This is a genomic window from Pseudomonas putida, from assembly GCF_050989985.1.
Classification (GTDB): domain Bacteria; phylum Pseudomonadota; class Gammaproteobacteria; order Pseudomonadales; family Pseudomonadaceae; genus Aquipseudomonas; species Aquipseudomonas putida_AI.
On sequence record NZ_CP158815.1, the window covers coordinates 1,163,310 to 1,183,633 of the forward strand.

General features: G+C 61.4%; 18 protein-coding genes. 9 read left to right on the forward strand and 9 right to left on the reverse strand.

The window, feature by feature from the left end:
* Positions 1-81: 81 nt before the first annotated feature.
* The 4 genes from ABTV29_RS05530 to ABTV29_RS05545 form a co-directional block, all read right to left on the reverse strand.
* Complete coding sequence (locus ABTV29_RS05530) at positions 82-2,133, reverse strand: putative bifunctional diguanylate cyclase/phosphodiesterase (RefSeq protein ID WP_433769180.1); 2,052 nt, start codon at positions 2,131-2,133, stop codon at positions 82-84.
* 823 nt (positions 2,134-2,956) lie between these two features.
* Complete coding sequence (locus ABTV29_RS05535) at positions 2,957-3,553, reverse strand: superoxide dismutase (protein WP_008052532.1); 597 nt, start codon at positions 3,551-3,553, stop codon at positions 2,957-2,959.
* A gap of 176 nt (positions 3,554-3,729) precedes the next feature.
* The gene (locus ABTV29_RS05540) at positions 3,730-4,332 is read right to left on the reverse strand and encodes a LysE/ArgO family amino acid transporter (RefSeq protein ID WP_433769181.1); all 603 of its coding nucleotides are present in this window, start codon (positions 4,330-4,332) and stop codon (positions 3,730-3,732) included.
* 5 nt (positions 4,333-4,337) lie between these two features.
* A complete protein-coding gene (locus ABTV29_RS05545) occupies positions 4,338-4,739 on the reverse strand; it encodes an ACT domain-containing protein (RefSeq protein ID WP_433769182.1) in 402 nt (133 codons plus the stop codon).
* A gap of 96 nt (positions 4,740-4,835) precedes the next feature.
* Between ABTV29_RS05545 and ABTV29_RS05550 the strand changes: the two genes are divergently transcribed.
* From ABTV29_RS05550 to ABTV29_RS05565, 4 genes are all read left to right on the forward strand, one after another.
* Positions 4,836-5,735, forward strand: a complete 900-nt coding sequence (locus ABTV29_RS05550; RefSeq protein WP_433769183.1) for a LysR family transcriptional regulator ArgP — start codon at positions 4,836-4,838, stop codon at positions 5,733-5,735.
* A gap of 93 nt (positions 5,736-5,828) precedes the next feature.
* Positions 5,829-6,821 (forward strand): NAD-dependent epimerase/dehydratase family protein, encoded by a 993-nt coding sequence (locus tag ABTV29_RS05555; protein WP_433769184.1) that lies wholly within the window; start codon positions 5,829-5,831, stop codon positions 6,819-6,821.
* A gap of 105 nt (positions 6,822-6,926) precedes the next feature.
* On the forward strand, positions 6,927-7,799 hold the full coding sequence (locus ABTV29_RS05560; protein WP_433771755.1) for an ATPase: 873 nt from the start codon (positions 6,927-6,929) through the stop codon (positions 7,797-7,799).
* A 197-nt stretch (positions 7,800-7,996) separates the two neighbouring features.
* Positions 7,997-8,845 (forward strand): cache domain-containing protein, encoded by an 849-nt coding sequence (locus tag ABTV29_RS05565; protein ID WP_433769185.1) that lies wholly within the window; start codon positions 7,997-7,999, stop codon positions 8,843-8,845.
* Positions 8,846-8,936: 91 nt separating this feature from the next.
* Here ABTV29_RS05565 and ABTV29_RS05570 read toward each other — a convergent pair whose 3' ends face one another.
* The gene (locus tag ABTV29_RS05570; protein ID WP_433769186.1) at positions 8,937-10,454 is read right to left on the reverse strand and encodes an MDR family MFS transporter; all 1,518 of its coding nucleotides are present in this window, start codon (positions 10,452-10,454) and stop codon (positions 8,937-8,939) included.
* A 79-nt stretch (positions 10,455-10,533) separates the two neighbouring features.
* Positions 10,534-11,718, reverse strand: coding sequence for a 4-hydroxybenzoate 3-monooxygenase (gene pobA / locus ABTV29_RS05575; protein ID WP_433769187.1), 1,185 nt, complete (start codon positions 11,716-11,718; stop codon positions 10,534-10,536).
* Between the two features lie 190 nt (positions 11,719-11,908).
* Here pobA and ABTV29_RS05580 point away from each other — a divergent pair, with 190 nt between their 5' ends.
* Positions 11,909-12,805, forward strand: a complete 897-nt coding sequence (locus ABTV29_RS05580) for a helix-turn-helix domain-containing protein (protein ID WP_433769188.1) — start codon at positions 11,909-11,911, stop codon at positions 12,803-12,805.
* Positions 12,806-12,813: 8 nt separating this feature from the next.
* Here ABTV29_RS05580 and ABTV29_RS05585 read toward each other — a convergent pair whose 3' ends face one another.
* A complete protein-coding gene (locus tag ABTV29_RS05585; protein WP_170948630.1) occupies positions 12,814-12,990 on the reverse strand; it encodes a hypothetical protein in 177 nt (58 codons plus the stop codon).
* Between the two features lie 221 nt (positions 12,991-13,211).
* A complete protein-coding gene (locus tag ABTV29_RS05590) occupies positions 13,212-14,117 on the reverse strand; it encodes a LysR family transcriptional regulator (RefSeq protein WP_433769189.1) in 906 nt (301 codons plus the stop codon).
* Positions 14,118-14,355: 238 nt separating this feature from the next.
* Between ABTV29_RS05590 and ABTV29_RS05595 the strand changes: the two genes are divergently transcribed.
* Positions 14,356-15,231 (forward strand): MBL fold metallo-hydrolase, encoded by an 876-nt coding sequence (locus ABTV29_RS05595; RefSeq protein WP_433769190.1) that lies wholly within the window; start codon positions 14,356-14,358, stop codon positions 15,229-15,231.
* A gap of 187 nt (positions 15,232-15,418) precedes the next feature.
* Positions 15,419-16,033 carry an NAD(P)-dependent oxidoreductase gene (locus ABTV29_RS05600; RefSeq protein WP_433769191.1) on the forward strand — a complete coding sequence of 205 codons (615 nt, stop codon included), beginning with the start codon at positions 15,419-15,421 and terminating at the stop codon, positions 16,031-16,033.
* A gap of 145 nt (positions 16,034-16,178) precedes the next feature.
* Here ABTV29_RS05600 and ABTV29_RS05605 read toward each other — a convergent pair whose 3' ends face one another.
* A complete protein-coding gene (locus ABTV29_RS05605) occupies positions 16,179-17,060 on the reverse strand; it encodes a LysR substrate-binding domain-containing protein (protein WP_433769192.1) in 882 nt (293 codons plus the stop codon).
* A gap of 159 nt (positions 17,061-17,219) precedes the next feature.
* Here ABTV29_RS05605 and ABTV29_RS05610 point away from each other — a divergent pair, with 159 nt between their 5' ends.
* Together ABTV29_RS05610 and ABTV29_RS05615 are read left to right on the forward strand one after the other, a co-directional pair.
* Entirely contained in the window at positions 17,220-18,857 is a 1,638-nt protein-coding gene (locus ABTV29_RS05610; RefSeq protein WP_433769193.1) for a 5-guanidino-2-oxopentanoate decarboxylase, read from the forward strand.
* 8 nt (positions 18,858-18,865) lie between these two features.
* Positions 18,866-20,314 carry an aldehyde dehydrogenase family protein gene (locus tag ABTV29_RS05615; RefSeq protein WP_433771757.1) on the forward strand — a complete coding sequence of 483 codons (1,449 nt, stop codon included), beginning with the start codon at positions 18,866-18,868 and terminating at the stop codon, positions 20,312-20,314.
* The last annotated feature ends 10 nt before the right edge of the window (positions 20,315-20,324 follow it).

Genomic DNA, 20,324 nt, shown 5'->3' on the forward strand with positions numbered 1-20,324 from the left:
GCTCGCGATGGACGTGAACGATGATGCGGGGCATCTGGAAAAATGAGTCGTCTTCATCGCGAGCAAGCTCGCTCCCACGGATTACCAGATTGCGGCGTTGCTGCGCTGGGCCTGCTTCAAGTAAGCCCCCAATTCCCTGGCCGACAGCGGTTTGCTGTAGTGATAGCCCTGACCTTCATGGCAGCCTTCGGAGATGATGTAGGCCTCTTGCTCGGCGGTTTCCACGCCTTCGGCAATCACCTGCATGCCCAGGCTCTTGCCCAACTGAATGATGGCGCGAACGATGGTCGCGTCATCGTCGTCATCGAGCAGGTCCTGCACAAAGCTCTTGTCGATCTTGATCTTGTCCAGCGGCAGGCTTTTCAGGTAACTCAGTGACGAGTAGCCCGTACCGAAGTCGTCAATCGCAATCAGCGCGCCGGAGCGGCGCAGGCTGAGCAAATGCTGGGCGGCGGTGCTGATGTCTTCCATCAGGCCGGTCTCGGTGACTTCCAGCTCCAGGCTGCGCGGCGGCAGGCGATACATCTGTAGCAGGTTGTTGACCACCCGTGGCAACTCGGCGTGGTGCAGTTGCACGGTGGAAAGGTTCACCGCCATGCGCAAATCGCTGAAGCCCTGGTCATGCCAGTCGCGCAATTGCTTGCAGGCCTGGTCCAGCACCCACTCGCCGATGGCAATGATGGTGCCGTTCTGCTCGGCCAGCGGGATGAACAGATCCGGTGGAACCAGCCCATGTTCGGGATGTTGCCAGCGAATCAAGGCTTCGACGCCCACAACGCGGTTATCGCGGTAGCTGATTTGCGGCTGGTAGACGAGGTAGAACTGTTCGCGGGCCAGGGCATCGCGCAGGTCTTTTTCCAGTTCGCGACGACGGCGCATCTCGGTGTCGACGCTGGCGATATAGAACTGATAGCGGTTGCGCGAGCGGGTCTTGGCCAGGGTCATGGTCTGCTCGGCTTTTTGCAGCAGCTTCTCGGTGCTGTCGCCGTCTTCGGGGAAGAGGGTGATGCCGATGGTGGCGCGCAGGCGGATTTCCTGATGATCGAGGGCAAACGCCGCTTCCAGGTCATCGAGAATGCTTTGCGCCAGCTCGGCGGCCTCGTAGGGCTGTTCGATATCGGCCTGCACCAGGGCGAACTGGTCACCGCCCAGACGGGCGAGGGCGCCGAGGCGTCCGCTGTGCGCTCGCAAGCGGTCGGCCAGGGCCAGCAGCAGTTGGTCACCGGTCTGGTAGCTGAATTGTTCGTTGATGCCCTTGAAGTCATCGAGACCGACACACAACACCGCAACCCGACGCTGCAGCTTGCCGGCGTCGACCAGGATCTTGTCCAGTTGGGTCTGTAGTTGCTGACGGTTCGGCAGGCCGGTCAGGAAGTCGTACTGGGCCATGCGCAACAGGCTGTTTTCCGCCTCGTGGCGCAGGTGGGTGTTGCGCTCGATGGACTCCAGCAGCTGGTTGGCGGTGTTGATCCAGATGCCCAATTCGTTCTTTTCGTGGCCCTTGAGCTGCGGGATCTTGTGTTCGCTGGGGCGGTCCGGGTTGATTTCGGTCAGGTGCTCGATGATCCGCGACAGCGGCTTGGTCAGCAGCCAGTGATAGACCAGATACAGCACCAGCCCCATTGCCATGGCGCGCAGTACGCCGGAAATGAAGATGATCACCGAGCTGACGATGAAACCTTGCCCATAGGTGGCCGTGTCTAGGGTGATGCTTAAGTCACCGTAATACTCGCTGTAAGGCCCGCGTCCCACCAGTTGGGTGGTGAAGGTGCGTTCCTGGCCCAAAATAAGGTCGGTCAGCCAGCGGCTGTTGGAGTGCTGCAAGTCGCGGGATTTTTGCGCGAGCATGGCTTCATTGGGATGGCCGATGGAGGCCTGGCGCACGGCGTCGTCCTGGAACAGGCCTTCGATCACCTGCATGCCCATCTCCCGGTCCAGGCTGTAGACGGCCTGGGTCGAGGGATCGCGAAACATGTCGAGGATGCGTTCGGCATCGTTGGCGACGGCCTGGCGTGTTTTATAGGCATCGAAAACGATCTGCGCGCAGCTCAAGACCACGCCGACGATCAATGCCGACAGGAGCACGACCCGGAGCAACTTCACCGACAAGCTGTTCTTGAGTTCCAGCTTCAAAGGGTTATTCCTTGTTCCGTGCGGGTAGCATCAAGTTGCCATGAGTATTGGCAATCCCGTGATGGCAGTCAAAGGGTCAATCATGCCTGCAGGATTTTGCCTGCAGCTTGGCCGATATGCTGTTGACTGGATTAATTATCCGATTAGTACTGTGTCGGTTGTCGAGTCCTTCAACTTGAGGGGATGTGCTGATAATTTCCTTTGAATTGATGGTAGACGGGTGTGGCTCTGGGGCAAGGGGTTGGGGGGCGTTTCATCGTGGCGGCCTTTGGGCCGACCAGGCTGGGGTTGGGTTGTGTGTATATCCGTTTCTTCGGTAACGGCGACTTATGGTTTCGCCCTTACGGCGAGTCACTTTTAACAAACGCCTTAAAAGTAACCAAAAACGCTTGCCCCGGCGTCCGGCCCCTCGCTGAGGCTCGGGGTTCCTTCGCTCCAGCATTCATCCGGGGGCATCGCCTCCGGTTTGCTTCGCTGCACCTCCTCTCGATGTGTGCGGCTTCGCCGCACGGCGCTGCGCGCCTTACCCCCGGATGAACGCCTCCACTCAGCCTCCCGAAGGGGCGGGTGGATCAAAATCAAAAGCTTGCAGGCGAGCTAACGCTCGGCCTGTTGAGTGGTGAGAAGCAGGTCAGGTGTACGCCGTCCCCTGTGGGAGCGGGCTTGCCCGCGAAGGCGGCCTGACAGCCGACCTCATTTTTGCGACTGAACCACAATCCCTGTAGGAGCGAGCCTGCTCGCGATGGCGGCCCGGCAGGCACTGAGCCTCTTGCACCCATAAAAAAACCCGGCATGTAAGCCGGGTTTTTGTCTGGCATCGAGCTTAAGCGGTGAAGGTTTTGCCTTCGAACTGCTCAGCAACGAATTTCCAGTTAACCAGGTTCCAGAATGCTTCGACGTATTTTGGACGCAGGTTGCGGTAGTCGATGTAGTAGGCGTGTTCCCAGACGTCGCAGGTCAGCAGCGGGGTGTCGCCGTTGGTCAGCGGGTTGCCGGCGCCGATGGTGCTGGCCAGGCCCAGGGAGCCGTCAGCTTTTTTCACCAGCCAGCCCCAGCCGGAACCGAAAGTGCCGATGGAAGTCTTGCTGAATTCTTCCTTGAACTTGTCGAAGGAACCGAAAGCGGCGTTGATGGCTTCAGCCAGTGCGCCGGTTGGTTGACCGCCGGCGTTTGGCGCCAGGCAGTTCCAGTAGAAAGTGTGGTTCCAGACCTGAGCGGCGTTGTTGAAGATGCCGCCCGAGGAAGTCTTGACGATTTCTTCCAGGGTCTTGCCTTCGAACTCGGTGCCTGGCACCAGGTTGTTCAGGTTCACGACGTAGGTGTTGTGGTGCTTGTCGTGGTGGAATTCCAGAGTTTCCTTGGAAATGTGCGGCTGCAGTGCATCGTGAGCGTAAGGCAGTGGCGGCAATTCGAAAGCCATGGTGGATCTCCTAATCAGGTCAGGTGCGGTGAGCGCAAGGCCGATCACGGGCGGCCAGACAAGCGCCGGGGAGTTTTGTACTCTTTGCGGCGCAGGGTCGGATCATAGCACCGGGGGTGCGGCATAACCACGCAACAACTGTGTGGAATAGAGGTTCCAGAGCTGTTTGGAATAAATCAGCCGGCTGTGATCAGTTGCACAGCTACCGCGAACATCATGACCGCCACCAACAGATCAAGAATGCGCCAGGTGCTTGGGCGAGCCAGCCATGGCGCCAGCCACGCGGCACCCAGGGCCAGGGTAAAGAACCACAGCAACGAAGCACTCGCCGCCCCCACGACATAAGCGCCGGGCTCGGTTTGTTGCGCGCCAAGGGAGCCGATCAGCAATACGGTGTCCAGATACACATGCGGGTTGAGCAGGGTCACGGCCAACGCACTGAGCATCACTGCCCGCAGCGAGCGAACGGTCTGGTTTTCACCCTGCTGCAGGCTTTGCTGTGAAAGGGCCCGGCGCAACGCCTGGCTGCCGTACCAAATCAAAAACACCGCGCCACCCCAACGGGCGACCGCCAACAGGGTCGGATTCTGCGCCAGCACTGTCGCCAAGCCGAACACTCCGGCGGCTACCAGCAGCGCATCACAGGCCACGCACAGTGCCGCCACCGGCAGGTGATGTTCACGTCGCAGACTCTGCGCCAGCACAAAAGCGTTTTGCGTGCCGATCGCCATGATCAGGCCGAAGGCCACCAACAGGCCATTTACATAGCTTTGCCACATGATGATTACTCCGCGTTCGCTGCCAGGTCGCGCAGCACTTGCATCGCGCGTTCGGCGTCGGCCTGGCCGACGAACAAATGGTCGTGGTAGAAGCCTGCGATCACGTTGCAGCTGATGCCCGCCCGGCCCAGTGCCGTGGCGAACGCGGCGGTGAGGCCGACGGCTTCGAGGGCCGAGTGCACGTTCAAGGTGATCCAGGCCGCGATGTAGTCGAAGCTGAAACCGGCCTGTTCGGCGCGGGAGCGTTCGAGAATGACCGTCAGGCCTTCCTGCTCCCGAAAGCTGCCGATGATCTCCAGGCCGTGGGGCAACTGGCCGTCGCTCAAGGTGCAGAACACGTATTCGCCAGCGTTGAGTTGCGGGCTCATGCTGCGCAGCAGCGTTGCCAGTGAAGTTTCGCCAGCCATTGGAGTGTTTCCTGTTCAAGAGATCGTGCTGGTCATTCTCGGGTACATCGCTGTATAAGAAAAACCAATACTGCTGATCGCTCATTAGGAAAACTGATGTTCGACTATAAATTGCTGTCCGCCCTGGCCGCCGTGGTCGAGCAGGCGGGTTTCGAACGGGCCGCGCAAGTGCTGGGGTTGTCGCAATCGGCGATTTCCCAGCGCATCAAATTGCTCGAGGCGCGGGTGGGGCAGCCGGTGTTGGTGCGGGGCACACCGCCGTCGCCGACGGAAATCGGCCGGCGCCTGCTCAACCATGTGCAGCAAGTGCGCCTGCTTGAGCGCGATTTACAAAGCCTGGTGCCGGCGCTGGATGAAGAGGGGCTGCCGGAACGTTTGCGCATCGCGTTGAACGCCGACAGCCTGGCGACCTGGTGGGCGCAGGCCGTGGGGGATTTTTGCGCCGACCAGCATGTGTTGCTGGAGCTGATCGTGGAAGACCAGACCGTCGGCCTCAAGCGCATGCGCGCCGGGGAAGTGGCGGCCTGCCTGTGTGCCAGCGAGCGGCCGGTGGCCGGCGCCCGTAGCGTATTGCTGGGGGCGATGCGTTATCGCGCGCTGGCCAGCCCGGCCTTCATCGAGCGGCATTTCCCGCAGGTTGTGCGTGCCGACCAATTGGCTCGCACTCCGGCCCTGGTCTTCGGCCCGGATGATTTCCTGCAGCATCGCTACCTGGCGTCCCTCGGCGTCGATGGCGGCTTCGAACACCATTTGTGTCCATCGTCCGAAGGCTTCATGCGCCTGGCCGAAGCCGGACTTGGCTGGGGCCTGGTGCCGGAGTTGCAGGTTCGCGATCAGTTGAAAAACGGCACTTTGCGCGAGCTTTTGCCAGATAAGCCGATCGATGTGCCGCTGTACTGGCATCATTGGCGCAATGGCGGCCAGTTGCTCGGGTTACTCACCGATCAATTGCTGTGCGCAACGAAACAATGGCTCGTGCCCTTCAAGCCGCTTTAAGCGTCAAGCTGCAAACGGCTAGTGAGAGCCGGCGCATTAACTAACTTGCAGCTTGAACCTCAAAGCCTGCAGCTGTATCCGAAGGAATACCCCATGAAAATTCTGGTCACCGGCGCAAGCGGCTTCATTGGCGGGCGCTTTGCGCGTTTCGCCCTGGAGCAGGGGCTGGAGGTGCGGATCAACGGACGCCGGGCCGAAGGTGTGGAGCATCTGGTGCGGCGTGGTGCCGAGTTCATCCAGGGTGATCTGAGCGACCCGGAGTTTACCCGCCAGCTGTGTGCCGACGTCGAAGCCGTGGTGCATTGCGCCGGTGCGGTCGGCCTGTGGGGGCGCTATCAGGACTTCCATCAGGGGAACGTCGAGGTCACGGAAAACGTGGTCGAAGCCTGCCTGAAGCAACGGGTCCGGCGGCTGGTGCATTTGTCTTCGCCATCGATCTATTTCGACGGTCGCGATCATTTGGGGCTGACCGAAGAGCAGGTGCCCAAACGCTTTAAACATCCGTACGCCGCGACCAAATACCTGGCCGAGCAAAAGGTCTTCGGCGCCCAGGAGTTCGGGCTGGAAACCCTGGCCCTGCGCCCGCGCTTCGTCACCGGTGCCGGCGACATGAGCATCTTCCCGCGCCTGCTCAAGATGCAGCGCAAGGGGCGTCTGGCGATCATTGGCAACGGCCTGAACAAGGTCGATTTCACCAGTGTGCAGAACCTCAACGAGGCGTTGCTCAGCAGTTTGCTGGCCAGCGGTTCCGCCCTGGGCCGTGCCTACAACATCAGCAACGGCACGCCGATTCCCCTGTGGGATGTGGTCAATTACGTCATGCGCAACATGGAAGTCCCACAGGTTACCCGCTACCGTTCCTACGGCTTGGCCTACTCTGTCGCAGCGCTCAATGAAGGCGCATGCAAGTTGTGGCCGGGTCGCCCGGAACCGACGCTGTCGCGCCTGGGTATGCAGGTCATGAACAAGAATTTCACCCTCGACATCAGCCGCGCCCGGCATTATCTGGACTACGACCCGAAGGTCAGCCTGTGGGCTGCCCTCGATGAGTTCTGCACCTGGTGGAAAGCCCAGGCGATGGGCTGAGCAGCCCCGCACTGAACCGACTTCGGGCTTGAGGGTCAATCGTTGCGGCAGTTGGGGGGTATACTCGCAGCATAAAGCCATCACTGGTTCACTAAGGTTGACTCAATAGCCATGCGTAACGATGCCAACGACGACTTCGATGTACCGAGCCTGCGTGCCGACAGTCTCGACGACGATGATTATCCGGTCACGGCCCGCACCTCCGTGCACTCACGCCCCGCGCCGGTGGTGAAGGTCCGCAGCGCGAGCACCGGGCCGCTGTGGGCACTGGTCGGCGCGTTGTTCTTTGCGTTCGCCGGCCTGGCCTGGTGGAGCTTTCAGCAGATTTCGCTGATGGAGCAGCAACTGGTCGCGACCCAGGAAAGCTTCGCGCGGATCAGCGAGGAAGCGGCGGGGCGTTTGCAGGACATTTCCGGCAAGGTGGTCGCCAGCCAGACCAACGTCACCACCGACAGCGAAGCCTTGAAGCTGCAAATCAGGCAGCTGGAAACCCGGCTGCGGGATCAGGACCAACAGCAACAAGGCGTGGCCGGTCAGGCCTCGGATCTGGACAAGCGTCTGGCACAGATGAGCGCCCAGACCGTTGAGCTGGACAAGCGCCTGGCGCAGGCCGTTGCCCAGAACACCGAACAACAGGCCGCCAACGCTCAATTGCAGGCCCAGCTCAAAACCGTGACCAGCGAACTGACGGCACTGAAAAATGCCCCGGCTGACACCGAGAAGTTCGATGCACAACTCAAGAGCCTGGGTGCCGACATCACTGCACTGAAGAAACAGGGCAACCCGAGCGCTGCCATCGAGCGGCTGGAGCAGGAAATCGTGGTGCTCAAAAGCGAGCAGGACAATCGCCCGGCACCGGCTCAAGGCTCGACCAACACCGCCGAATTCGACGCCTTCCGTGGCCAGGTGACCCGCAACATCAACACCCTTCAAGCGCAGATCCAGAATCTGCAGCAACAGCTGCGCGCACGGCAGTAACGCGATCACCTGTAGGAGCGAGCCTGCTCGCGATGGTCGTCAACGAAAACGCGGGGCTAATGGATATGCGCGGCGCTCTTTAGAACATCGCGAGCAGGCTCGCTCTTACAGGTCGTGCTCGCTTTTTCCTGAATATTCGTACATATCCCCAAGCCGTTCTACGCTCTTGAAACATCAACAGGAGCAGGGGATGCGCAATGGGGTTTCTGCATAAATTCGTCTTGCTGTGCGGCATGTTTTTACTGGGGCTGGGCCAGGTGCAAGCGGCCGGAACGGAAAAGGCCGACAGCCAGGCCGCCATCGCCTTGCTTGAAAAAGCCCTGGCTTACTATCACGACAACGGCGACAAGGCCTTCGCTGCGTTCAGCCGTCAGGGCGAGTTCGTCGACAAGGACCGTTACGTCTTCGTCCTCGACACCAACGGCGTGATGCTCGCCAGTGGCGGGCCGTCGGCGGCGCTGATTGGGCGTGATGTGTCGACGGTCCTCGGGCCGGATTTGCAGAAAACCTTCAAGGACGCCCTGAAAGTGCCGGAAGGCAATGGCATTCAGCAGGCCGATTACCGCTGGCAGAACTGGGCCGACGGCAAGGTCGAACGCAAGCATGTGTACTACCAGCGCGTCGGTCAGCGAATTCTTGCGGTTGGCTATTACCAGCCACGGGCGTCGGCGGAACAGGCCATGGCCCTGCTGAATAAAGCGGCGATCGACCTGGCCAAGGACGAAAAGGGCACGTTGGCGGCGATCAACTCCCTCAAGGGCGGTTACCTGCAGGATGACCTGTATGTGTTTGTCGTTGACCTCAACACCCAGCGTTACCTGGCCCACGGCACCAACCTGCGTTTGATCAACACCGATTTTGGCAAGATCAAGGACCCGGAAGGCAAACCGGTGGGTGAGCCGATCCTGGCGCTGATGAGCAAGCAGGATTATGGCGAGTACGAATATCGCTGGAGGAATCCGGTGACGGGCAAGGTCGAGGACAAGCATGCCTACCTGAAGAAGGTCGGGCATTTGCTGGTGGCTGTGGGGTATTACAGCCCTTGAAAGCAAAGATCAAAAGATCGCAGCCTGCGGCAGCTCCTACATTGGAATGCGTACCCCCTGTAGGAGCTGCCGCAGGCTGCGATCTTTTGCTTTAACGAACCTTGTCTTCCCGCCCACGCAACAACCGGTTCGGCATGGCAATCGCCGCCGCCAGCCCCAGCAGCGAAACCCCCGCACTGACCATCAGCAGATGCTGGAAGGTCAGCAGCAGTTCGCCGCGCAAGGCATTCTGCGCATCCCCCGGGGCGGCGTTCAGGCCGTCCAGCAGGACATTGCCTGAATGCCCTTCGCCGACCAGCGCCGAGCCGGTCAAATGGGCGAAGCTCGAATCCTGCAACAACGCCAGCAACAGCGCCGACATGAGCGCCACGCCCACCGCACCACCCAGGGCGCGGAACAGGTTGGTGGTACTGGTGGCGACGCCGATATCGCGCTGCTCCACGGAATTCTGCGCCCCCACCAGTGACGTCGGGAACTGCATCCCCGAAGCGATGCCGCTGATCAACATGAACAGGCTGCTCCACACAAAGGCCTGGGGCGGGCTAAGCGCCATGCCAAGGATCGCGAGCGGCATCAGCAGGGCGCCGGTGAGAATCTGGGGCTTATAGCGCCCGGTTACAGAGGTACGGCGCCCGGCAAAGTACGCACCGATCGGCAAGCCCATCGCCAGCGGCAGCAAGTGCAGCGCTGCGCTGTCGGCCCCGGCGCCGGTCACGCTCTGAAAGCGCAACGGCATCAGTACGGTCAGGGAAATCGCCTGGAAGCTGGTGATGAAAATTGCGCACCAGCACAGCAATGCGTTGCTATTGGCGAACAAATGCATGGGCAGCAACGGCTCCCGCGCGCGACGTTCGTGCCAGACGAACACCGCCAGCACCACCACCGCACAGGCAAACAGACCCAGCACCTGGCTGCTGGTCCATGGATGCCCCTGGCCGACCTCGGTGATGCCGAGCAACAACGCGGTCAGGCCGATGATCATCAACAGGGTGCCCAGGTAATCGATGACCGGTTTGCGTTGAGGTATCGGCAAGCCCATCAGATTGCGTCGGGCGACCCAATACGCGCCGAGCCCCAGCGGCAGGTTGATCAGGAACACCCAGCGCCAGGACAGGTACTCGGTCATGTAGCCGCCCAGTACCGGCCCGGCCACGCTGGCTGCCGCATACATGCTGCTGAAATAACCCTGATAACGCCCCCGTTCCCGCGGCGGCACGATGTCACCGATGATCGCCTGGCTGACGGAAATCATCCCGCCGGCGCCGATGCCCTGGAAAATCCGCGCCAGCACCAGTTGTTCCATGCTCTGGGCCATGCCGCAAAACAACGAGGCGAGGGTGAACAGGCCCATGCCGAACAGCATCAATTTGCGCCGCCCGTACAGATCGCCGAGTTTGCCGTAGATCGGCACGGATACCGTCATCGCCACCATATAGCCGGAAATCACCCAGGCCAGCAGGCTGACATCCTTGAACTGCGCGGAGATGGCCGGCATCGACACGGCGACGATGGTCTGGTCCAGGGCGCCGAGAAATATCGCCAGCATCAGCGCGATCAACACGCTGCGGATGGCGGGCTTGGGCGTTTCGGGATGGTTGAGATTGGTCACGGGAGAACCTGCGGGCAGTGAAGGTCCCGCGCGAGGCAAGGGCGAGCGGGGATGCTCGCCAGTGTAAGTCGGTAGCAGGCTATTCGATAGCCTCATAAGGAAGCCCGACGTAATTTTCTGCGATGGTTTTGCGACCGGCCTCGGAGTCGATGAAATAGTCCAGTTCCGACTCGGCGATGCGCTGGCTAAAGGCATCCTGATCCTGGAAACGGTGCAACATCGAGGTCATCCACCAGGAAAAACGCTCGGCTTTCCACACTCGGCGCAGACAGACGTCCGAGTATTTCTCCAGCAGATCGAAGCGACCCTCGCGGTAAACCTTCAGCAGGATATTGAACAGCGTACTGACATCGCTCGCCGCCAGGTTCAAGCCCTTGGCCCCGGTGGGCGGGACGATATGCGCGGCGTCGCCGACCAGGAACATCCGTCCGTACTGCATGGGCTCGACCACGAAACTGCGCAACGGCGCGATGCTTTTTTCGATGGACGGCCCAGTCACCAGATTGTGGGCCAGCGCCTGGGGTAGACGGGATTTGAGTTCATCCCAGAAGCGTTGGTCGGACCAGTCTTCGACCTTCTCTTCGGCGGGGACTTGCAGGTAATAACGGGTGCGCGTGGGCGACCGCATGCTGCACAGGGCGAAGCCGCGTTCGTGGCGGGCGTAGACCAGCTCTTCATGGACCGGCGGGGTGTCAGCCAGGATCCCCAGCCAGCCAAAGGGGTAGACCCGCTCGAACACCTTCAGGCACTCGGCGGGAATCGACTGTCGCGCCACGCCATGGAAACCGTCGCAGCCGGCGATGTAGTCGCAATCGAGACGATACAACTCGCCGTCCTTCTCGAAGGTAACGAAGGGTTCTTCGGTTTTCATGCCATGGGGGGTGACCTTGTCGGCCTGGTAAATCGTCCTCGCACCGGCCTCCCGACGAGCGGCCATCAGGTCACGGGTGACTTCGGTCTGACCGTAGATCATTACGGTCCTGCCGTCGGTGAGGGCTTGCAGATCGATGTGTACGCGACGACCATCGAGGGCCAGTTCGAAGCCGCCGTGGACCAGCCCTTCGGTGTCCATGCGCTGACTCACGCCGGCCTGGCGCAATAGCTCTACCATGCCTTGTTCGAGGACGCCGGCACGGATGCGGCCGAGTACATAGTCGGGGGTCTGGCGTTCGAGAATCAGGGTGTCGATACCGGCGTTGTGCAGCAACTGACCGAGCAACAGACCGGAGGGACCGGCGCCAATAATGGCGATTTGGGTTTTCAAGGTTTTCATTGTTTTTATGACTCGCAAGCCTCACGCGGCCCAGGCCGGTGAATGATTTTTATGGATCGAGTGCTTGCATTTTTCACTTGCGGGTCTGTCAATTGAAGGTGAAAACTGAGCCGATATCTGTACTTTCTGCCAATCGGTGCGATTATCGCCCGTCATCAACTCCGAGGCCTGGATTGAAGTGATGAACAAGCCTGACCTGCCTTCGATTCCAGTGTTCAAGCTCTACGGTGAAAGCCTGGATTGGCCGACCCCGGACTTGCTGCACTGTGAAACCATCTCCAAACGCAGCCGCGAACATCAATGGGAAATCAAACCCCACCGCCACGCCGATTTGTGCCAGTTGCTCTTCGTATTCAAAGGTCAGGCAGAGCTTGAAATCGAAGGCAAACGTACGCAACTGACTGAACCGGCGATCCAGATCCTGCCACCGTTGTCGGTGCACGGATTTCGTTTCTCAGAGGACGTCGAAGGGTTCGTAGTGACCCTGGCAGCCCCCTTGATCGCTCACCTTCAGGCGCAACTGGGGCATTCGGTGAATGCGCTGGCCCACGCCGAGAGCTACCCGGCCGGCCAGGACGCCGACTACCTCCACAGCCTGTTCGCCGCCCTGCAAGCCGAATACACCAGCCACCAGCCAGCCCGGGACATGCTCATGCATTCGCTGGTCAGCGTGATCATGGTGTGGGTCAGCCGCCAGGTGATCCAGCGACACACGGCCACGCAACGGCCGCAGCGCGCCAGGGAATACCTCAACGGGTTCATTCAACTGGTGGAAGAGACTTATCGACAGCACGTCAAGGTCGAGGACCTGGCCCATCGCCTGGGCATTTCCGTGTCGCACCTCAATGGCACCTGTCGCGAACTGGCGGGGCAGCCGGCGCTGCAGATCATGCACGAGCGGCAGTTGCTGGAGGCCAAGCGCTTGCTGACCTACACCAGCATGACGATTTATGAGATGTCGGACCTGTTGGGCTTCTCCGATCCGACCAACTTCACACGCCTGTTCCGGCGTCGAGTAGGCATCTCGCCCAAGGCGTTTCGCGACCGATTGAAGGCCGACCAGGACAACCAGGCCTGAGCCTGCCGTCAGCGCAGGGCGTTGAGGGTGGCGTTGTGGGGAATGCAACGCTCGAAATTGCAGCTGGCGTAGTCACGGGGCAGGTTGCGCAACTGCTCGACGCGCCAGGCTGCGGCGCCATACAGCCCGAGCGTGACCGCGCAGGTGATGAAAATCGCCAGGTACCTTCTTGTTCTGATGTTCATGGCGTAGACCTCTGAACGAATACCCTTGGGTATTACCTTGAGCATAGGTCAGGGCCAGTGAGTTGCCAGCAGGACGATCTGCGGTTGTAAGCCGGTATTCAGAACACTGATGTTTCCCATTGTGGGAGCGAGCCTGCTCGCGAAAGCGGTCCAACGTTCAATACATTCGTCGACTGACACAGCGCATTCGCGAGCAGGCTCGCTCCCACAGGGGATTGCGGTTATAGGCCAACATCCCACGTCGGTTTTTCCGGAAATCTCACCACCAGAAAATCCAGCAAGCTGCGCAACGCCGCGGGCATGTGTTTGCGTGAGGCATACACCGCGTACACGTTCATCTGCCGGGGTTCAGCCCCTGGCAGCAGGCGTACCAGTTCACCGCTGTGGATATGCACCCCGGCCTGATAGGTGGGCAGCATCGCCACGCCGGCACCGGCCATCGCCGCGCGCAGCAGGGTGCTGGCTTCGTTGGCGCTGATGTTGCCCTGCACCGGGACCGAGATCTGTTCGCCATCCTGTTCGAAATGCCACAGGCTCTTGCCGAAGTAGGAATGGGTCAGGCAGTTGTGCCGGCTCAGGTCCTCGACCCGTTGCGGCGTCGGGTGCTCGCGCAGGTAAGCGGGGGAGGCGCAGATCACCGAACGACAGACGGTCAGGCGCCGGGCGATCAGGTTGGGGTCCAGGTCGCTGCTGGTGCGAATCGCCAGATCGATGCGCTCATCCACCAGGTTCACCGTGCGATCGAGCATCTGCAAATCGATGCTGACGCCGGGGTAGCGCTTGACGTAGGCCGCCACGGCGTCGGCCAGTTGCGCCTGACCGAACGAAGTACTGACGCTGATGCGCAGCAGGCCGCGCGGTGCGTCGTCCGGCTCGCTGACGGCAGCCTGCAAGTCGTTGCACAGCTCCAGCATTTGCCGGCAACGGGGCAGGGTTTCAATGCCGGCGGCAGTCAGGCTCAACTTGCGGGTGGTGCGGTGCATCAGGCGCGCGCCGACCCAATCCTCCAATTCCGCCAGATACCGTGAAACCACCGGCCGAGACAGCTCCAGATGATCGGCGGCGGCCGACTGGCTGCCGAGGTCGACCACCGTGACGAACACCCGCATTGCTTGTAGACGATCCATGATTTGCCCGATTTCAGAAACAAACTGTGTCCCAGCATCGCATTTTTTGTACTGAGTCAGGCAACTAAGCTCTGCTCCCATGTCCTCTCGGGCGTCTGCTCTTCTGTGGGAGCGAGCCTGCTCGCGATGGTCGTCAACGATAACGCGTGCAGACAGGGTTGAACGCGTTGCCCTTGCGACCATCGCGAGCAGGCTCGCTCCTACAGGAGGGCAAGCAATCCAAACCACGGAGCAACAGATGATCGGATTCACCTCTCTCAAACGCATTCTGCTGGCCACCGCCCTCGGTTTCGCCGGCCAGGCCAGCGCATCGACCTTGACGCTGGACGTCTACAACCCTGGCGACAAGGCGATTTTCCCGGTGACCTCGGTGCTGGTCAGCGGCGACAAGGACGCGATCCTGGTGGACGCTCAATTCGGCAAATCCCAGGCCGAGCAAGTGGTGGAAAAAATCCGCGCCAGTGGTAAGCAACTGACCACCATTTACATCAGCCATGGTGACCCGGATTACTACTTCGGCCTCGACACCCTGACCGCTGCATTCCCCAAGGCCAGGGTTCTCGCTTCGCAGCCGACAGTCGATCACATCAAGCAGACAGTGGCCGGCAAACTGGCGTTCTGGGGACCGAAGTTGGGGGCTGATGCGCCGGCCAAAACCGTCGTGCCAGAGGTGCTCAAGGGCGACAGCCTGATCCTCGAAGGGCAGAAGCTGCAGGTGGTCGGCCTGGATGGCAAACAACCGGATCGCAGTTTTGTGTGGATTCCGTCGATCAAGGCGGTGGTCGGTGGCGTGGTCGTGGCGCAAAACATCCACGTGTGGATGGCCGACACCCAGACGCCACAGTCCCATGCCGATTGGTTGGCTACGCTGCATTCGATCGAAACCCTGAAACCGAAAACCATCGTGCCCGGCCATTACCTCGGTGAGAGTGCGCGATCCCTGGCTGCCGTGCAGTTCACCGCCGATTACATCAAGGCCTTCGACGAAGAAACCGCCAAGGCCAAGGACTCTGCCGCGCTGATCGCTGCCATGAAAAAACGCTACCCGACCCTGGGCGAAGAAAGCTCCCTGGAGCTGAGCGCCAAAGTCGCCAAGGGCGAGATGAAGTGGTAACCCGTGTTGCTTGATGCTGCAGCTTTTGTGGCGAGGGAGCTTGCTCCCGCCGGAGTGCGAAGCGCTCCCCTGCGTGCTTTCAGGTTTACGACTGCTGCGCAGCCGAGCGGGAGCAAGCTCCCTCGCCACAAAAGCAATGTTTGCCGCACACCTTTCAAAGATACACCTCAGCCAACTGGAGAACGTCATGAGCAAAATCGCAATCATCGGTGCCACCGGCCGTGCCGGCAGCCAACTGCTGGAAGAAGCCCTGCGTCGCGGTCACAGCGTCACCGCTATCGCCCGCAATCCAGCGAAAATCGGCCAGCGTGAAGGCGTGGTCAGCAAGGCGGTCGATGCGCTGGATGGCGCGGCGTTGCAGGCGGCAGTCGCCGGGCATGACGTGGTCATCAGCGCGGCGCATTTCGCGACGCTCCCGGCCAGCGCCGTCATCGGGCCGGTGAAGGCGGCCGGGGTCAAGTGCCTGCTGGTGGTGGGCGGTGCCGGTTCGTTGTTGTTGCCGGGCGGTACGCGGGTAATCGACAGCGAAGGCTTCCCGGCGGAGTACAAGGCAGAGGCTGGCGCCGGTGCGTTGTTTCTGGAAAACCTGCGTCAGGAAAAGGATCTGGACTGGACCTTCCTGTCACCGTCGGCGGAGTTTGTCGAAGGCGAGCGCAGCGGGTCGTATCGGGTTGGCAAGGATGATTTGCTGGTGAGCAGTGCAGGGCGCAGCTGGATCACGTTTGCCGATTATGCGATTGCGATGCTGGATGAAATCGAAGCACCGAAGCATACAAAACAACGGTTCACAGTCGGCTACTGATCCACGCTAACTGATCGTTCCCACGCTCTGCGTGGGAATGCCTCAACGGACGCTCTGCGTTCGGCTTTGGAGGGGACGCGGAGCGTCCCGGGCTGCATTCCCACGCAGAGCGTGGGAACGATCCGGGCAGAGAGTGCCGCAGGGGTCAGCGTGACTGAGCCTGTTCGACCAACCACCCCATCAACTCGCGCAACTTCGGCGAAGGCGCGGGTTTTTCCGGGAAAACCATGTAATACGCCAGCCCGGTTTTTACCTTCAGTTCAAAGGGCATGACCAGCCGTCCGGCATCCAGGTCATCGCCGATCAGCGACCAGTCGCCAATCGCTACGCCCGTCCCCTGGGACGCCATCGACATCGCCAGGTCCAGGGTTTCGAAGTGCTGACCCTTGCTGACATTGGTCAGGTGCACGTCCGCCGCTTTCAACCAGGCTTTCCAGTCCCGTTCATCGCGGGTGGGGTGCAGCAGCAGGTGATGTTGCAAGTCCGTCGGCGCCTGCAAGGCCAGCGCCCCTTCGAGAATGGGCCGGGAACAGACCGGCGTGAGTTGTTCGTCGAACAGCAGGTGCGACTCCAGCGCGCTATCCGGTGGCGCGCCATACATCACCGCCGCATCGAATTGTTCGAGATGAAAGTCGACCCCGTGCTTGACCGTGGTGGTCAATTCCACCGGCACGTCCGGCCGCTCCCTTTGCCATTGCAGCAGCCGGGGCAGCAACCAGCGCATGACACAGGTCGGGGCCTTGAGTTGCAGGGTTTCGCGCTTCTCGCCGATCTGCTCCACCGCCTCGTCGATCAGGCCGAAAACCTGCTGCACCCGCGGCAGCCATTCACGCCCTTCGGCGGTCAGGTCCAGGCCGCGGGCCTGGCGGATGAACAATTCATAACCGAGAAAATCTTCCAGCCCGGCGATCTGTCGGCTGACCGCGCCCTGGGTGATGTGCAGTTGCTCGGCGGCCCGGGTGAAATTGCAGCACTGCGCGGTAATCAGAAAAGTGTGCAGCGCCGGCAGGGGAGGCAGTCGTTTCATTGGGATCCAAGGTATGACGTGAGGACATGGCTAGTATGACTTTTTATCCATTGTTACGGCTACGTGTCGCCCGTTCCAATGAGGCCATCCCTGGACCTGCAAATTCATCATAAACACTGCGCAGGCCCGGCGTCTCAAACGAACAAGAAGGGCATACACATGGCGACGTGCGGCGAAGTATTGGTCAAGTTACTCGAAGGTTACGGAGTCGAGCAGGTATTCGGCATTCCGGGGGTTCATACCGTTGAGCTGTATCGCGGGCTGGCCCGTTCGAGCATCAACCACGTCACCCCGCGTCACGAGCAGGGCGCCGGCTTCATGGCCGACGGCTATGCCCGCACCAGCGGCAAGCCGGGTGTGTGCTTCATCATCACCGGCCCGGGCATGACCAACATCACCACCGCGATGGGCCAGGCCTACGCCGATTCGATTCCGATGCTGGTGATCTCCAGCGTGCAATCGCGCAGCCAGTTGGGCGGCGGTCGCGGCAAACTGCACGAGCTGCCGAACCAGAGCGCACTGTGCGCCGGTGTCGCGGAGTTCTCCCACACCTTGATGTCGGCGTCGGAGTTGCCGGTGGTCCTGGCCCGTGCCTTCGCACTGTTCCAGGCCGGTCGCCCGCGTCCGGTGCACATCGAAATCCCATTGGACGTGCTGGTTGAAGAAGCCGATGAGCTGCTCGCCAGCCTGCCGGTCAACATCGACCGCGCCGGTGCTGCACCATCCGCCGTGAGCCGCATGACTGACCTGCTGGCCTCCGCCCAGCGTCCGCTGATCCTGGCCGGTGGCGGTGCCATCGATGCCGCTGCCGAGTTGACCCAACTGGCTGAATTGCTGGACGCACCGGTGGCCCTGACCATCAACGCCAAGGGCATGCTCGAGTCTGCTCACCCGCTGTTGATCGGTTCGACCCAGAGCCTGGTCGCGACCCGTGCCCTGGTGGCCGAGGCCGACGTGGTGCTGGCCATCGGTACCGAGCTGGCCGAGACCGATTACGACGTCACCTTCAAAGGTGGTTTCGAGATTCCGGGCAAGCTGCTGCGCATCGACATCGATCCGGACCAGACCGTACGCAACTACCCGCCGCACGTGGCACTGGTGGCCGACTCGCGCAACGCCGCCCAGGCTTTGCTCAGCTCTCTGTCCCACAAGTCCCTGGCGGCGCGCCGCAACGATTGGGGCCAGGTACGTGCTGCCCGTCTGCGCGAAGAACTGGCCGCCAGCTGGGATGCCCCGACCCTGGCCCAGACCCATTTCCTGGAAACGGTTCTGCGCGAATTGCCAGACGCGGTATTCGTCGGCGATTCGACCCAACCGGTGTACACCGGCAACCTGACGTTCAACCCGGAGCGCCCGCGTCGCTGGTTCAACTCGTCCACCGGCTACGGCACCCTCGGCTATGCCTTGCCGGCGGCGATTGGCGCCTGGCTCGGCGGCAGCACTGAAAGCGGCGCACGCCCGCCGGTGGTGTGCCTGATCGGTGACGGCGGCCTGCAATTCACCCTGCCGGAACTGGCCAGCGCCGTTGAAGCGCAAACCCCGGTGATCGTGCTGCTGTGGAACAACCAGGGCTACGAAGAGATCAAGAAATACATGGTCAACCGCGCCATCGAGCCGGTGGGCGTGGACATCTACACCCCGGATTTCATCGGTGTGGCCAAGGCCCTGGGCTGCGCTGCAGAAGCCGTCAGCGACGCCGAGAAACTGCGTAGCGCCCTGCGTGTCGCCGCCGATCGCCAGGGCCCGACCCTGATTGAAATCGATCAGACCGCATGGACCAAGGCGGTGTCGAAATGAGCGTCTCCCTGACTTTGCCAACCACTCTGGATGGCCTGTACATCGACGGCAAATGGTCCGCCGGCAACGAGCACCTGCGGGTGATCAATCCGGCCACCGAAGCGCTGCTGACCACTGTGGTGGGCGGTGATGAACAAGCAGTCGAGCAGGCCGTCAGCGCGGCCACCCGGGCTTTCGCCGACTGGTCGAAGACCACCGGCGCCGAGCGCGCTGCAATCCTGCGCAAGATCGCTGCCGGCGTGTCGGCCAGCCGTGAGCGCTTGATGCAGTTGCAGTCGAGCAACAACGGCAAGCCACAGTTCGAAGCGGCCATCGACGTCGATGACGTGATCGCCACCTTTGAGTACTACGCCGGTCTGGCCGAAGGGCTGGACGCGAAACAGGACAGCACCGTCGAGCTGCCAAGCGATGATTTCAGCGCACGCCTGCGCCGCGAACCCTGCGGTGTGGTCGGTCTGATCGTGCCGTGGAACTTCCCGATGGTCACCACTGCCTGGAAACTCGCCCCGGCCCTGGCTGCCGGTTGCTGTGTGGTGCTCAAGCCCTCGGAAGTGACACCGCTGCCGGAACTTGAACTGGCAACCATCATTGCCCAGGCCGGCCTGCCGGCCGGTGTGTTCAACCTGGTCTGTGGCACTGGCCTGGCCGTGGGCGCGCCGCTGTCGGCGGACCCGCGCATCGCCAAGATTTCCTTCACCGGCAGCAATGCGGTGGGTGTTCAGGTCATGCAGCGCGCCGCCGAAACGGTCAAAGGCGTGAGCCTGGAACTGGGCGGCAAGTCGTCGCTGTTGGTGTTGGCCGATGCCGACATCGACCTGGCGGTGGACGTGGCGTGCGGTGGCGGTTTCTTCAACGCCGGGCAGATGTGCTCCGCCACCAGCCGCGTGCTGGTCGCCGACGAGCTGGCCGACGAGTTCATGACCCGCTTGAAGGCCCGTGCCGAAGCTATTCGCGTGGCCGACCCGTTCGACCCGGATGTGGAGATGGGTGCGCTGGTCAATCAGGCGCAATACCAGCGCGTGCTCGGCCACATCGATCGAGGCTTGAGTGCCGGTGCCAAGCTGGTTTGCGGCGGCAACCGTCCGGCAGACCTGTCGCGCGGATATTTTTTGCAGCCGACGGTATTCACCGACGTGCCCCTGGACAGTGCGCTGTGGTGTGAAGAGATCTTCGGCCCGGTTATCTGTGTACGCCGTTTCAGCTCCGAAGCCGAGGCGATTGCCCTGGCCAACGATAGCCAGTTCGGCCTGGTGGCCAGCGTGGTCAGCACCAGTGCCGAAACCGCCGATCGCGTCGCCAACGCTTTGCAGGCGGGGCTTGTGTGGATCAACGCACCGCAGGTGATCTTCCCGCAGACCGCCTGGGGTGGTTACAAGCAGAGCAGCATCGGCCGCGAATTGGGGCCGTGGGGCTTGCAGGCTTTCCAGGAAATCAAACACGTGATTCGGGCTGTCTGACGGCACGAAA

What these genes read in the sequence shown, in the direction of transcription:
- ABTV29_RS05545 (WP_433769182.1), bottom strand. Translation starts at nt 4,739, where the DNA reads ATGGCTGGCGAAACTTCACTGGCAACGCTGCTGCGCAGCATGAGCCCG.
- ABTV29_RS05535 (WP_008052532.1), bottom strand. Translation starts at nt 3,553, where the DNA reads ATGGCTTTCGAATTGCCGCCACTGCCTTACGCTCACGATGCACTGCAG.
- ABTV29_RS05605 (WP_433769192.1), bottom strand. Translation starts at nt 17,060, where the DNA reads ATGAAACGACTGCCTCCCCTGCCGGCGCTGCACACTTTTCTGATTACC.
- ABTV29_RS05540 (WP_433769181.1), bottom strand. Translation starts at nt 4,332, where the DNA reads ATGTGGCAAAGCTATGTAAATGGCCTGTTGGTGGCCTTCGGCCTGATC.
- ABTV29_RS05595 (WP_433769190.1), top strand. Translation starts at nt 14,356, where the DNA reads ATGATCGGATTCACCTCTCTCAAACGCATTCTGCTGGCCACCGCCCTC.
- ABTV29_RS05580 (WP_433769188.1), top strand. Translation starts at nt 11,909, where the DNA reads ATGAACAAGCCTGACCTGCCTTCGATTCCAGTGTTCAAGCTCTACGGT.
- ABTV29_RS05600 (WP_433769191.1), top strand. Translation starts at nt 15,419, where the DNA reads ATGAGCAAAATCGCAATCATCGGTGCCACCGGCCGTGCCGGCAGCCAA.
- ABTV29_RS05590 (WP_433769189.1), bottom strand. Translation starts at nt 14,117, where the DNA reads ATGGATCGTCTACAAGCAATGCGGGTGTTCGTCACGGTGGTCGACCTC.
- ABTV29_RS05610 (WP_433769193.1), top strand. Translation starts at nt 17,220, where the DNA reads ATGGCGACGTGCGGCGAAGTATTGGTCAAGTTACTCGAAGGTTACGGA.
- ABTV29_RS05550 (WP_433769183.1), top strand. Translation starts at nt 4,836, where the DNA reads ATGTTCGACTATAAATTGCTGTCCGCCCTGGCCGCCGTGGTCGAGCAG.
- ABTV29_RS05555 (WP_433769184.1), top strand. Translation starts at nt 5,829, where the DNA reads ATGAAAATTCTGGTCACCGGCGCAAGCGGCTTCATTGGCGGGCGCTTT.
- ABTV29_RS05585 (WP_170948630.1), bottom strand. Translation starts at nt 12,990, where the DNA reads ATGAACATCAGAACAAGAAGGTACCTGGCGATTTTCATCACCTGCGCG.
- ABTV29_RS05565 (WP_433769185.1), top strand. Translation starts at nt 7,997, where the DNA reads ATGGGGTTTCTGCATAAATTCGTCTTGCTGTGCGGCATGTTTTTACTG.